This is a genomic window from Candidatus Marivariicella framensis (genome assembly GCF_982709265.1).
The window spans coordinates 1-12,954 of sequence record NZ_CEXPNT010000023.1; the positions used below are offsets into that span (position 1 = coordinate 1).

Annotated in this window: 15 protein-coding genes and 1 tRNA gene; 11 read left to right on the forward strand and 5 right to left on the reverse strand. The window is 29.5% G+C overall.

Annotation, left to right across the window (positions count from 1 at the left end):
- On the reverse strand, positions 1-1,593 hold the full coding sequence (gene rho, locus AC34EU_RS07385) for a transcription termination factor Rho (RefSeq protein WP_487532819.1): 1,593 nt from the start codon (positions 1,591-1,593) through the stop codon (positions 1-3).
- 149 nt (positions 1,594-1,742) lie between these two features.
- Here rho and AC34EU_RS07390 point away from each other — a divergent pair, with 149 nt between their 5' ends.
- Positions 1,743-2,132 (forward strand): DUF4293 family protein, encoded by a 390-nt coding sequence (locus tag AC34EU_RS07390; protein ID WP_487532820.1) that lies wholly within the window; start codon positions 1,743-1,745, stop codon positions 2,130-2,132.
- Here the strand turns inward: AC34EU_RS07390 and AC34EU_RS07395 are convergent.
- Entirely contained in the window at positions 2,107-2,631 is a 525-nt protein-coding gene (locus AC34EU_RS07395) for a metallophosphoesterase family protein (protein WP_487532822.1), read from the reverse strand. The genes AC34EU_RS07390 and AC34EU_RS07395 overlap by 26 nt on opposite strands.
- A gap of 84 nt (positions 2,632-2,715) precedes the next feature.
- Here AC34EU_RS07395 and truA point away from each other — a divergent pair, with 84 nt between their 5' ends.
- The gene (gene truA, locus AC34EU_RS07400) at positions 2,716-3,477 is read left to right on the forward strand and encodes a tRNA pseudouridine(38-40) synthase TruA (protein ID WP_489666887.1); all 762 of its coding nucleotides are present in this window, start codon (positions 2,716-2,718) and stop codon (positions 3,475-3,477) included.
- Positions 3,464-5,218 (forward strand): ABC transporter ATP-binding protein, encoded by a 1,755-nt coding sequence (locus AC34EU_RS07405; RefSeq protein WP_487532824.1) that lies wholly within the window; start codon positions 3,464-3,466, stop codon positions 5,216-5,218. The genes truA and AC34EU_RS07405 overlap by 14 nt, the downstream gene beginning before the upstream one ends.
- A gap of 46 nt (positions 5,219-5,264) precedes the next feature.
- On the opposite strand, the gene AC34EU_RS07410 is transcribed toward AC34EU_RS07405, so the two are convergent.
- The gene (locus AC34EU_RS07410) at positions 5,265-6,053 is read right to left on the reverse strand and encodes a diadenylate cyclase (RefSeq protein ID WP_487532825.1); all 789 of its coding nucleotides are present in this window, start codon (positions 6,051-6,053) and stop codon (positions 5,265-5,267) included.
- A 27-nt stretch (positions 6,054-6,080) separates the two neighbouring features.
- Entirely contained in the window at positions 6,081-6,902 is an 822-nt protein-coding gene (gene folP / locus AC34EU_RS07415; protein ID WP_487532826.1) for a dihydropteroate synthase, read from the reverse strand.
- Between the two features lie 85 nt (positions 6,903-6,987).
- Here folP and AC34EU_RS07420 point away from each other — a divergent pair, with 85 nt between their 5' ends.
- The 8 genes from AC34EU_RS07420 (at position 6,988) to AC34EU_RS07455 (ending at position 12,001) form a co-directional block, all read left to right on the forward strand.
- Entirely contained in the window at positions 6,988-7,527 is a 540-nt protein-coding gene (locus AC34EU_RS07420; protein WP_487532827.1) for a DUF1599 domain-containing protein, read from the forward strand.
- 2 nt (positions 7,528-7,529) lie between these two features.
- Positions 7,530-8,279 (forward strand): triose-phosphate isomerase, encoded by a 750-nt coding sequence (gene tpiA, locus AC34EU_RS07425; protein ID WP_487532828.1) that lies wholly within the window; start codon positions 7,530-7,532, stop codon positions 8,277-8,279.
- Complete coding sequence (gene prmA, locus AC34EU_RS07430) at positions 8,279-9,115, forward strand: 50S ribosomal protein L11 methyltransferase (protein WP_487532829.1); 837 nt, start codon at positions 8,279-8,281, stop codon at positions 9,113-9,115. Before tpiA ends, prmA begins: the two co-directional genes overlap by 1 nt.
- On the forward strand, positions 9,085-9,399 hold the full coding sequence (locus AC34EU_RS07435; protein ID WP_487532830.1) for an ATP-dependent Clp protease adaptor ClpS: 315 nt from the start codon (positions 9,085-9,087) through the stop codon (positions 9,397-9,399). The genes prmA and AC34EU_RS07435 overlap by 31 nt, the downstream gene beginning before the upstream one ends.
- Positions 9,400-9,466: 67 nt before the next feature.
- The gene (locus tag AC34EU_RS07440; RefSeq protein WP_487533049.1) at positions 9,467-10,003 is read left to right on the forward strand and encodes a glutathione peroxidase; all 537 of its coding nucleotides are present in this window, start codon (positions 9,467-9,469) and stop codon (positions 10,001-10,003) included.
- Positions 10,003-11,157: a trans-sulfuration enzyme family protein gene (locus AC34EU_RS07445; RefSeq protein WP_487532831.1), complete on the forward strand. Its 1,155-nt coding sequence runs from the start codon at positions 10,003-10,005 to the stop codon at positions 11,155-11,157. Before AC34EU_RS07440 ends, AC34EU_RS07445 begins: the two co-directional genes overlap by 1 nt.
- The gene (gene bshB1, locus AC34EU_RS07450; protein WP_487532832.1) at positions 11,147-11,866 is read left to right on the forward strand and encodes a bacillithiol biosynthesis deacetylase BshB1; all 720 of its coding nucleotides are present in this window, start codon (positions 11,147-11,149) and stop codon (positions 11,864-11,866) included. Before AC34EU_RS07445 ends, bshB1 begins: the two co-directional genes overlap by 11 nt.
- A gap of 59 nt (positions 11,867-11,925) precedes the next feature.
- A tRNA-His gene (locus AC34EU_RS07455) sits at positions 11,926-12,001 on the forward strand.
- A 92-nt stretch (positions 12,002-12,093) separates the two neighbouring features.
- Here AC34EU_RS07455 and AC34EU_RS07460 read toward each other — a convergent pair.
- Positions 12,094-12,954: diaminopropionate ammonia-lyase (locus AC34EU_RS07460; protein ID WP_489696150.1), on the reverse strand; the 861-nt coding region annotated here is incomplete at its 5' end.

Consider the following 12,954-nt stretch of genomic DNA (forward strand, 5'->3'; position numbering starts at 1 on the left):
TTAAGTATTCATTGAAATCAAAAACTCTTCGTTGTTTTCAGTTCTTTTAAATCTATCAATTATGAATTCCATTGCCTCTACAGGATTCATGTCTGCTAAATATTTACGCATTATCCACATTCGTTGGATAGTTTTCTCGTCTAATAATAAATCATCACGTCTTGTACTAGAAGACACAAGGTCAATAGCAGGAAATAATCTTCTGTTAGATATTTTTCGATCAAGTTGTAATTCCATATTACCTGTACCCTTAAACTCTTCAAATATCACTTCGTCCATTTTCGATCCAGTATCAGTTAAAGCTGTAGCTATAATAGATAGTGAGCCGCCATTTTCTATATTTCTTGCAGCACCAAAAAATCTTTTTGGCTTATGAAGTGCATTTGCATCTACACCTCCACTCAAAATTTTACCAGATGCTGGTTGAACTGTATTATATGCTCTAGCTAACCTAGTTATTGAATCAAGTAAAATAACTACATCATGGCCACATTCTACTAATCTTTTTGCTTTTTCTAATACAACATTTGCTACTTTAACATGTCTATCAGCAGGCTCATCAAATGTAGAAGCGACCACCTCTCCATCAACATTCCTTTGCATGTCAGTTACTTCCTCTGGTCTTTCATCAATAAGAAGAATTATTTGATATACTTCAGGATGGTTTGCAGCAATTGCATTTGCAATATCCTTTAAAAGCATTGTTTTTCCAGTTTTTGGCTGAGAGACGATCATTCCTCTTTGTCCTTTTCCTATTGGAGAAAATAGATCCATTATTCTTGTTGAGACTGTACTTTCTTTCTCAGCTAATTTAAATTTCTCTTCAGGAAATAATGGAGTTAGATGTTCAAATGAAACTCTATCTCTTACAACTTTTGGGTCAAGACCATTAATAGTGTCTACCTTAATTAAGGGAAAGTACTTCTCTCCATCTTTTGGCGGACGAACTGCACCTATTACCGTATCGCCAGTTTTTAAGCCAAATAACCTTACTTGTGATTGCGAAACATAAACATCATCAGGAGATGATAAATAGTGATAATCTGATGACCTTAAGAACCCATAACCTTCTTGCATTTTTTCTAAAACACCTTCTGTTTTAATAATACCTTCAAATTCAAAATCAGGTTCACGATACCTATTTCTACTATCTCTATTATGGTTTGATTCTCTTTTTTGATTATTGTTTTTATTTTGAAAATGTGGTTTTGGTTTTTGATTTTCATTTCTTTGATTATTCTCATTTCTTGGAATATTTTTTGATTTTTTATCATCATTTATACTTTCCTTAGAAACTTTTGTGTTCTGCTTAGTAGTGTTATCTAATTTTTTATCTTTTTGACTTGAAGAGTTCCTGTTTTCATTCTTGTTTTCTTTAGAAATAGCTGGTTTAGATTTAGTAATAGACTTTTGCTTATTAGTGTCGACTAAAATCTTTTCATTGCTTTCTGTAGGATTAGCGGATTGATGATCTATGATCTGGTAAATCAGATCTTGTTTTTTTTGAGATGAAACTCCTGTTAATCCAATAGATTTAGCTATTTCCTGAAGATCAGATAGTTTTTTGCTTTTTAAAGCGTTGAGTTCGAACATAATTTTATTGATATTTTCAAATCTTATTAGTGGGGTATGACTTTCAAAACTATGAAGTGTATTTGTTTTGTTATAATGTCACCACAATAATACAAATTATTATTTTAATGTACTTATATAAAAATGTAATTTTACACAAACAAATTTATATGATTCAAAGAGTTCAAAGCATTTATTTACTATTAGTTATTTTTATAAATGTTGTTTATAAAGTTTTTATAGACAATTGTTTAAGTATTCATTTTCCAGAATATTTAATTATGACAAATTGGATTTTATCTATATATATATATATGATTCCAACTGTATTAATCTCTCTGATATCTTTATTTTCTTATAAACACCGAAATCGTCAGTTGATTCTTAATAGGGTCAATATTTTATTTCAATTAATACTTTTAGTTTCCTTTTTTTATAAACTGATTGGCTTCGATTTATTTTATATAGTATTACTATTTAATATAGTACTTATTATTCTAGCTAATTACGGAATCATAAAAGATGAAAATTTAATTAAGTCATTAGATCGCTTCCGTTAATTGAAGATCTATTTCCTAAATCAATAACAAAAATATTTTTAATTGTTTTATCATCTATTTCAAACCTAACCATTGTTCTTTTTTGATGAAACCCAATAATTCCAGATGCCCCAGGGTTTACATGAAGAAGATTATATTTCCTGTCTTGAATTATTTTTAGAATATGTGAATGCCCTGAAATAAATAGCTTTGGCTTATATTTAGTTATTAAGCTAGGCACTCTTTTTGAATATCTTTCAGGGTACCCTCCAATATGTGTAATTAATACTGGAAAATTTTCACATTTAAAAAAAATATTTTCAGAAAAAATTGTTCTAGTTATGTGGTCATCAATATTTCCATAGACAGCCCGAACTAAGCTGTGTTTTTTTAAACAATCTATTACATTTATATTTCCAATATCTCCTGCATGCCAAACTTCGTCTGACCATTTAGCATGTTTAATAATATTATTATCTATGTGCCCATGAGAATCAGAGAGTAAAAGTATTTTTTTCATTATTATTACAAATGTAATTTGTGATTTTATTTTTATCAACCAATAAAATATAATAGAATCAAATATCTTTACAAAAAAAAACTTTTGCGTTATTTTATTGAGTTTTCTTATAATGGATCTGATTTTCATGGTTGGCAACGGCAAAATAACGCTATAAGTGTTCAACAAGTTATTGAGGAATCTTTAACACTAATTCAAAGTGAAATTGTAAATGTAATTGGAGCTGGAAGAACTGATACGGGTGTTCACGCAAAAGTCATGATTGCTCATTTTGATGTTCAAGAATTATCTAAAACAAAAAATGATTTTATTTTTAAATTAAATCAACTTTTACCAAAATCTATTGTGATTAAAAACCTTCGAAGAGTCAAAGATGATGCTCACGCTAGATTTGATGCTATTTCAAGAACTTATTTATATTATATAAGTCAAGTTAAGGACCCTTTTAATAACTCCTTACATTACTTTTATAAAGAAAAGTTAGATTGGGATTTAATGAATCAAGCATCCAAAATTATTATAAATCATAATGATTTTGAATGTTTTTCAAAATCTAATACAGATGTTAAAACTTTTTTATGTGATATAGAGAAAGCTTCTTGGGAGACAAATATTAATGGAGCAGTATTTAAAATTACTGCAAATAGATTTTTAAGAAACATGGTGAGAGCAGTTGTTGGCACTTTAATAGAAATAGGAAATGGTAAAAAGAAAATTAAAGATTTAGAAAAAATATTAGTAAGTAAAGAAAGAAGTAAAGCGGGTTACTCAGTTCCTGCTAATGGTTTGTTTTTAACCGAAATAAAATATTCAAATTCAATATATCTAAAAGATGTCAAAAACTAAAGGTAAAATTTTTGATTTTAAGTTGTTTAAAAAATTGATGGACTTTGTAAGTCCATATAAAACAAGTTATTATTTAGTTATGTTTTTCGCTATTTGTTTGTCTTCTTTTTCAATTTTAACTCCATACTTACTTAAAATAACGGTTGATGACTACATAACTAAAAAAGATTATGAAGGAATGCTTGTTTATTTAGGGTTAATGTTTGTCACTCTAATTCTTGAAGTTTGTTTTCAATTTCTTTTTGTGTTTTATGCGAATTTTTTAGGACAAAGAGTTATCAAAGATTTAAGAGTTTCCTTATTCGATAAAGTAATTAATTTCAAAATGTCCTATTTTGATAATTCGGCTGTTGGAAGATTGGTGACAAGAGTGGTTAACGATATTGAAACAATTGCAAGTATTTTCTCTCAGGGGTTATTCATGATTATTGCTGATTTTATGAAAATGTTTTTAGTTATTGTAATAATGCTAGTGGTTAACTGGAGGCTTTCTTTGATAGTTTTTTCTGTTTTACCTATAATCTTGTATGCAACAAGATTATTTCAAAAGTCAATGAAAATTGCTTTTGAAGAAGTGAGAAAAGAGGTAGCTAATTTAAATTCTTTTGTGCAAGAAAGAATATCAGGAATGAAAATAGTTCAAATTTTTCATAGAGAATCGTTTGAATACAAAACATTTGTAGGTATTAATGATAAGCATAAAAAGGCTTGGATAAAAACGGTATGGTTTAACTCAATTTTCTTCCCTATTGCTGAAATCTCTACATCCGTCACAATTGGATTATTAGTTTGGTATGGTGGCTTAAATGTCATTAGTGGCGAAGGAGTTACTTTAGGAATCATCTTCCTTTTTATCCAAATGTCTCAAATGTTATTTCGCCCACTAAGACAAATAGCGGATAAATTTAATTCACTTCAAATGGGCATGGTATCGACATCAAGAATTTTTGATATATTAGAAACAAATAGTTCTATTTCTGACTTAGGCTGTCTATCACCTCAAAATCTAGAAGGGTCAATATCCTTTAATGATGTTAGATTCTCATATATTCCTAATGAAGAAGTTCTAAAAGGTATTAGTCTTAAAGTAAATCCCGGTGAGAAAATTGCCATTGTTGGCCCAACTGGAGCAGGAAAATCCTCCATCATTAACTTGATTTCTCGCTTTTATGAATTCCAAAGTGGACAAATAAAAATTGATGATATTCCAATTAAAGAAATTAAATTAGACTCTTTGAGAAGACATATATGTACAGTTAGTCAAGATGTGTTTCTATTTGCGGCATCAGTATATGATAATATTACTTTATTTAATCCTTCAATTAAGATAGAAGAAGTTGTTAGTGCAGCAAAAATTATAGGGGTTCATGATTTTATAAGTAAACTTCCTGAAGGATATTATTACAATGTTAAGGAAAGAGGTGTTATGCTATCATCTGGTCAAAGACAGTTAATTGCATTTTTAAGAGCATATATTGCTAATCCAACAATTTTAGTTTTGGACGAAGCCACATCCTCTATTGATTCAGATTCAGAGGAACTAATTCAAAAAGCTACTGCTAAAATAACTGAAGGAAAAACATCAATAATAATAGCTCATCGGCTTGAAACAATTCGTAGAGCTGATAGGATTATAGTTATGGATGAAGGGCAGATTGTAGAAGAAGGCTCACATGAAGACCTAATGAAAATAAAGTCAGGAAAATATTCTCAATTATACAATATTCAATTTTCTTCTTAATTTAATTAAAAGCAATGCTATTTTTGAAATTCAAGATGAATAAAATTCAAAAATTTAAATCTTCTATGATTAATTTATTTAATTCTCTCTGGGAATCATATTTCACAAATTCTCCATCTTTAAAATAAGACATTTCTCCTGTTTGTTCTGAAATAACTATTGCTGTTGCATCTGTTTTCTCACTTATACCCATTCCTGCCTTATGCCTTAATCCAAATCTTTGAGCTAATTTTTTATTGTCAGAAACTGGTAAAACAACCCGAGTAGCAGTTATATAATTATCCTTTATGACTATCGCGCCATCATGAAGAGGACTGTTTTTAAAAAAAATTGTTTCTAAAATCTGAGATGATAAAAACATACTTGCATTATCTCCTGTATTTTTTACAAAATCTAAATTATTATTCCTTTCTAAAATTATAATTGCTCCGGTTTTTTCTTTAGACATTTTGACACACGAATTCAAAATCATTTTGACATCAGTTTCATTTTGAGTTTGAGTTTGATTAAAAAAATTAAAATATTTTAGAACATTTTTTCTTGATGTAAAATTAGAAGAGCCAATCAAGAGTAAAAATTTTCTTATTTCTTGTTGAAAAACAACTATCAAAGCAAAAAAACCAACACTTATAAAGTTTCCAAGAATATTACTTAGAACATCCATATTGAGTATGTCAGTTAACTTCCATATCATGTAGATTATAACTATTCCTAAAAAAATATTTATTGCTACAGTTCCTTTAACAAGCCTGTAAAGGGAGAATAACAATAAAGCTACAAGAGCAATATCGAAAAGATCTATAAAACTAATATTTAAAAAATCAAGTGTTTCCAATAGTAGAATTTTTGTAAAAGTATAAAACTAACTCAGGGCTTGCAATAAATCTATACATTCTTTAGCACTTTTAACATCATGAACTCTAAGTAATTGAGATTTGCCTTGTAATGCAAAAGCATGTAAAAATGTAGTTCCATTCAGTGATTTTTCAGGTGAAACACCTAAATATTTCCAAATCATTGATTTTCTTGAAATACCAGTTAAAACAGGACAATTTAATGACTGAAATAGATCAATGTTCTTTAATAATTCAAAATTATGTTCGATTGTTTTGCCAAATCCAAAACCTACATCCACAATAACATCTTTAATGCCATTTTTATTAGCAACTTGAATTTTATTTAATAAATGAGAAATTATTTCAGTTATAATATTCTCATATTGAGGATTATTTTGCATTGTTTTTGAATCTCCATTTCTATGCATTAACACATAAGGAGAGTCGTATTTACCTACAACACCAAACATTCTTTTATCAAAATCTCCACCAGATACATCATTTATAATAGCAGCTCCCATTTGTAATGATTCTTCTGCTATTTCTGATCGAAAAGTATCTATAGAAAATAAACAGTCTGGGAATTTAATTAGCAACTTTTCTAAAATTGGTAAAAGCCTCTTTTTTTCAATATCTAATGTTAATTCTCCTGCACCTGGTCTAGTGCTTATTGCTCCAAGATCAATAAAAGAAGCACCTTCATCTATCATCTTTTCACATTGCCTTAAAGATTTATCAATAGAATCGTATTTTTTGCCATCATAAAAAGAATCAGGAGTTATATTTAAGATTCCCATAATTTTGGGATTACTTAAATCAACTAATTGTCCTCTACAATTTAAAGTCATAGTTTTATTCTTTGTTTTGGATAACTTTTATAAAAGTTACTACTTTGCATTAAAAATTTTTAGAAATTTACCATAAAATTTTGCCATGGCAACCACAGAAGATCAATACATTGAAATAATTAGTAGATGTAAAGAATTGTATATAAATAAAATGAAAGATTATGGTTGTGCGTGGCGTATTCTTAGATTAGAGTCTTTGACTGATCAGATTTTCATTAAAGCTCAAAGAATAAGAGGATTACAGATCAATAAAGAACAAAAAATATCTGAAGGTCAAGAGGACGAGTTCATAGGAATAATTAATTATTCTATTATGGCTTTAATTCAAATTGAACTTGGAGTCTCAGACCAGCCTGATCTAAATGATAAGCAAGCAATAGATTACTATAATAGGCATCTAAAAATAACTTATGATTTAATGCTTGAAAAAAATCATGATTATGGTGAAGCTTGGCGAGAAATGAGAGTCACATCTTTGACTGATTTGATTTTACAAAAATTACTTCGAGTAAAACAAATTGAAGAAAACAAGGGAAAAACAATAGTTTCAGAAGGAATTGATGCTAATTATCAAGACATGATAAATTATTCAGTTTTTGCTATGATTCATCTAAAAAATAAATAATTATGAGACAAAAAATTATAGCAGGTAATTGGAAAATGAATAATTCAAATACCGAGAGTTTATCTCTTTTACAAGAGCTTTTGAATTTCAATTTTCCAAAAGATATAAGAATAATTATTTCTCCACCATATACTCAATTAGGTCTTGTAAATGAAAAATTAGAAAAATCTAATATTGAAGTTGCTTCTCAAAACATGCATTTTGCTGATAACGGTGCATATACTGGTGAAATTTCATCATCTATGATTAAAAGTTTAGGAGTTTTTATTTCCATCTTGGGGCATTCAGAAAGAAGAACTTATTTCAATGAAACTGATGAAAGTTTAAAAGAAAAGGTTGATAAGGCAATAAATGAAAATATTGAAATTATTTTCTGCGTAGGTGAAAAGTTGAGTGATCGTAATTCTGGAAATCATTTTGAACATATTAAAATTCAACTCGAAAAAACTGTTTTTTTACAACCTGCCGAATCCTGGAAAAAAATAATTATTGCCTATGAGCCAATCTGGGCTATTGGAACAGGGGAAACTGCTTCCCCAAAACAAGTTCAAGAGATGCATTTGTTTATTCGTAATATAATTTCAGAAAATTATTCTAAAACTTTAGCAGACTCTATATCTATTATTTACGGTGGGAGTGTAAAACCATCAAATGCAAATGATATTTTTTCTCAATCTGATGTTGATGGAGGTTTAATAGGTGGGGCTTCATTGAAATCAAAAGATTTTGCAGCTATAGTTAATGCATCATAATGTCAATTACATACCGTTTATTTTCATTTAAAGTTAATCCTGTAAAAATTGGATCTGAAATTTTAGTTGCAGAGCTATCTGAGCGTGGCTTCGATGGTTTTGAAGAAACAAGTGTTGGTGTCGATGCCTATTTAGTAGATAATAAATGGAAAACAAATCTTTTATCCAATCTAAGAATACTGTCAAATTCAAACTTTGAAATAGAATATTCATCTAAAATAATTTATCCAAAAAACTGGAATAAAATTTGGGAAAGTAACTTTAAACCTATTTTAATTAATAAAGATTGTATAGTTAGAGCAGACTTTCATCCTCCATTAAATTTAAAATATGAAATCATAATTACACCTAAAATGAGTTTTGGAACCGGTCATCACGAAACTACATCAATGGTTATGAATCATGTTTTAGATTTAAACTTAGAAGGCTTAAAAGTCCTTGACATGGGTTGTGGAACAGGAATTTTAGGTATTTTATCCGAAAAAAAAGGAGCTTATTCAATCGATGCTGTTGATATTGATAGGTGGTGTTACGAAAGCACCCTAGAAAACTCTCACTTGAATGATTGTAAATTTATTAAAGCTTTTTGTGGAGACATTAATTTGATTAAAGAAAGTAAATACGATATTATTTTGGCTAATATTAATAAAAACATTATTATGAATGATATTTCTATTTATAATGACCTGTTAAATACTGGAGGTCAATTAATTATAAGTGGTTTTTACGATTCAGACATAATCGACATTGATAAAGAAGCTAAATCCCTAAAACTGGAATTAGTTTTTCAAAAAGTAAAAAATTTATGGGCATCCATACATTACATAAAAAGTTAATTTATTCATCTCAGCCGAAAATTAATCCTGAGCAGGATACTCAACAAATTGTACAAACTAAAAGAGTGCATGAACTTGTTTTGTATAATGATGATATAAACACTTTTGATCACGTCATCAATACTTTGGTTTTAGTTTGTGATCATACGGTAATGCAAGCCCAACAATGCGCCTATATTGTTCATTTTTCAGGAAAATGTGTTGTAAAAACTGGTTCAATATCTGATTTAGAACCTCGTTGTATTAAGCTTGTCGAGGCAGGTCTATCTGCTGAAATCGTTTAGTTATTTTTTTGAATTAAAAATTGTAGTTTTACACAAAAATATTTTCATTGTGAAATTTTTAACTTTTATTAATTTATTACTTTGTGTGTCTTTTATACAAGGTCAAAACCTAGACAAAATGGACAAAACCATATATCGATTTATAGTAGAAGATTTATATGGTGAAAATTTTAATTTTTCAGATTTAAAAGGAAAAAAAATAATGGTGGTTAATACTGCATCTAAATGTGGATTAACTCCTCAATACAAGTCTCTTCAATTATTATATGATAAATATAAAGATGATAATTTTATGATTGTAGGCTTTCCTGCTAATAACTTTTTGTGGCAAGAGCCTGGAACTAACGAGGAAATTGCTGAGTTCTGTAGAGAAAATTATGGTGTCACTTTTCCAATGATGAGTAAAGTATCCGTTTTAGGTTTAGATCAACATCCGATTTATTCATTTTTAACCAGTAAAGCATTAAATGGAAAGATTAATTCTCTCGTTACTTGGAATTTTCAAAAGTTTTTAATTGATGAAAAGGGGTTTGTTGTTAAATCAATTTCTCCCAGAAAGCAGCCAGATGATATAGAAGTTCTTAATTGGTTAAGCGGATCGTAATGAGTCAGCATAAAATTGAAACCATATGCTTACACCATGGGACTGTTGAAGACCCAATACATAAAGGAGCTATTTCTCCAATATACATGTCTACAGCGTATCAATTTAACGATGTTAAAGAAAAAAAATATCCTAGGTATATAAATACTCCGAATCAAGAGGGGTTGTGTAAAAAAATTGCAGCTATAGAAGGAGGGGAGCATGCACTAGTTTTTGGATCAGGAATGGCAGCTGTAACTACTTCTCTATTATCTCATCTTAATTCAGGAGACCACGTTGTTTTTTATAATGATATATATGGAGGAACCAGAAACTTGATTAAAAAAGAGTTTTCTAATTATAACATTTCTTACAGTTTCGCTGCAGGATCATCTGTAGATGATTTTAAGGCATGCATAAAAAAAAACACTAAAGGAATATATATTGAAAGTCCAAGCAATCCATTACTTAAAATTGTTGACATGAAAGCTATATCTGATTTAGCTAAATCAAATAATTTATGGACTATGATTGATAATACTTTTGCGAGTCCAATTAATCAAAATCCAATTGCTTTTGGTATTGACATTGTTATTCACAGTGCAACTAAGTATTTGGGAGGACATAGCGATATTTCTGCTGGTGCTGTAATAGCATCAAGAAATCATATTGATAGAATTTATGAATCTGCAAAGAATTTAGGAGGGACAATTAGTGAATTTTCAGCTTGGCTTTTAGAAAGAAGCATTAAAACATTGCCGATAAGAGTCCGTGAGCAAAATAAAAATGCATTAGAGTTAGCTAATTTTTTAGAAAAACATTCACAAGTTTCCAAAGTCTTTTACCCTGGATTAGTTTCACATGAAGATCATGAAATTGCAAAAAATCAAATGAGTGGTTATGGAGGAATGTTGTCGATTGAAATTAGTTCAAAAATTGATCCTAGTTTGTTTTTTAAAAATCTTAAAATAATAAAACCTGTAATGAGTCTTGCAGGAGTTGAGAGTACTGCTAATTATCCTAAATTAACATCACATTTTTCACTTACGCAAGAGGAAAGAGATCATCAGGGAATATCAGATCACTTAATCAGACTTTCTGCAGGAATTGAATCTATCGAAGATTTAAAGAGTGATATTGATAACGCCTTAAAAACTTCAGTTTATGAAAGTTGATATACTTGCATTCGGAGCGCATCCTGATGATGTTGAATTGGGGTGTGGGGCTACAATAGCTAGAAGTGTTTGTGAAGGGAAATCAGTCGGAATTATTGATTTAACCCAAGGAGAAATGGGTACTAACGGGTCTCCAGAAACAAGAAATAAGGAAGCAACAAAAGCGGCCTCTATTTTAGGAGTTAAATTCAGAGATAACTTAAAATTTAAAGATATTTATTTTAAAAATGATGAAGCTCATCAAAATAAAATTATTAAAACTATAAGATTGTATAAACCTGACATTGTTTTATGTAACGCAATAGAGGATAGACATATTGATCACAGTAAGGGATCTGATTTAGTATCTCATTCGTGTTTTTTAAGTGGTCTTAGTAAAATTGAAACATCCGATAGCTTAGGGCAGAAACAATTACCTTGGAGACCAAAAGTTGTATACCACTATATTCAGTGGAAAGAAATCGAACCAGATATTGTTGTTGATGTTTCAGAGTTTATAGATCAAAAAATATTAGCTGTTCAAGCATTTTCAAGTCAATTTTATTCTGCCGATGATCCTAAAGAATCTACTCCAATTAGTTCCCGAAACTTTATTGAGAGTGTTCGATATAGAGCTTTGAATTTAGGAAGATTAATTGGAGTAGAAGCGGGAGAAGGCTTTACTACTGAAAGGTATCCGTCTGTTAAAAGTATAACAGATTTGATTTAAAAAATATTTTTAAAGACGCTTGTCTTCGAATTAAAATAGTTTAAATTTGCACCTCAAATGGTGGTTGTAGCTCAGCTGGTTAGAGCGCCTGGTTGTGGTCCAGGAGGTCGCCGGTTCGAACCCGGTCTTCCACCCAAAAACCTTCGAGAAATCGAAGGTTTTTGTTTTAATTACAATAGTTATTGAGGAAGAGTAATATTTGTTATAATATGCTATTTTATAAATAATTAAGCTTTTATTATAGATTTATATATTTCAGGATCTGTTGCTCCTTCAGTTCCAAATAATAGAATAGTACTTTCATTATTTATACCCATTTTTCTTGCCATATTATTTTTTCTCATCAGATCTAAAAGACCTGCTAGTCCAGCAACTGAAGATTCACCAGCTTCAATTTTTGGAATATTATTATTTAATAATCGCATTGTTTTGGGTATTGATTTATCATCAATTGTCATAAAATGATCAGCTGATTGATTTAGTATTTCCCATCCTAGTAAAGAAGGTTCTCCGCATGATAAACCAGCCATTATTGTTTCTTTTCTGATATTAAATGAAGTTATTTTATTGTTTTGAGAACTTTTGATAAGGCATGGAGCTAGTTCAGATTCAACTATTATATACATTATTTTAGCTTTAAACTCTTGCCAAAAATAACTACAGATTGATGCAGGAAATGATCCAACTCCCCCTTGAAGAAATACATGTGTAGGCAGAGGCTTATTTTTTAGTTGTTTCTTTATTTCTTTTGCCATAATAGTATAACCTTCCATTATATATTTAGGGTACTCAGTATACCCTTCATAAGATGTGTCAGAAATTACATGCCAATTATTTTTTGAAGCCTTTTTAATGCAAACCCTTAAAGATTCATCGTAGTTGCCTTTGACACGAACTACATTGGCGTTAAGATTTTCCATTGCTTTTTGACGACCAAAACTGACCTCAGAATGTATATAAATTTGACACTTACAGCCAAAAATTTTTGCTCCAAACGCAACTGACCTTCCATGATTTCCGTCAGTAGCTGTAGTTACAGTGTATTTTGAAATGAGGTCCGTATAGCTTCCTGTTTTAATTTTATCAAT

What these genes read in the sequence shown, in the direction of transcription:
- rho (WP_487532819.1), bottom strand. Translation starts at nt 1,593, where the DNA reads ATGTTCGAACTCAACGCTTTAAAAAGCAAAAAACTATCTGATCTTCAG.
- AC34EU_RS07390 (WP_487532820.1), top strand. Translation starts at nt 1,743, where the DNA reads ATGATTCAAAGAGTTCAAAGCATTTATTTACTATTAGTTATTTTTATA.
- AC34EU_RS07395 (WP_487532822.1), bottom strand. Translation starts at nt 2,631, where the DNA reads ATGAAAAAAATACTTTTACTCTCTGATTCTCATGGGCACATAGATAAT.
- AC34EU_RS07405 (WP_487532824.1), top strand. Translation starts at nt 3,464, where the DNA reads ATGTCAAAAACTAAAGGTAAAATTTTTGATTTTAAGTTGTTTAAAAAA.
- folP (WP_487532826.1), bottom strand. Translation starts at nt 6,902, where the DNA reads ATGACTTTAAATTGTAGAGGACAATTAGTTGATTTAAGTAATCCCAAA.
- AC34EU_RS07420 (WP_487532827.1), top strand. Translation starts at nt 6,988, where the DNA reads ATGGCAACCACAGAAGATCAATACATTGAAATAATTAGTAGATGTAAA.
- tpiA (WP_487532828.1), top strand. Translation starts at nt 7,530, where the DNA reads ATGAGACAAAAAATTATAGCAGGTAATTGGAAAATGAATAATTCAAAT.
- prmA (WP_487532829.1), top strand. Translation starts at nt 8,279, where the DNA reads ATGTCAATTACATACCGTTTATTTTCATTTAAAGTTAATCCTGTAAAA.
- AC34EU_RS07435 (WP_487532830.1), top strand. Translation starts at nt 9,085, where the DNA reads ATGGGCATCCATACATTACATAAAAAGTTAATTTATTCATCTCAGCCG.
- AC34EU_RS07445 (WP_487532831.1), top strand. Translation starts at nt 10,003, where the DNA reads ATGAGTCAGCATAAAATTGAAACCATATGCTTACACCATGGGACTGTT.
- bshB1 (WP_487532832.1), top strand. Translation starts at nt 11,147, where the DNA reads ATGAAAGTTGATATACTTGCATTCGGAGCGCATCCTGATGATGTTGAA.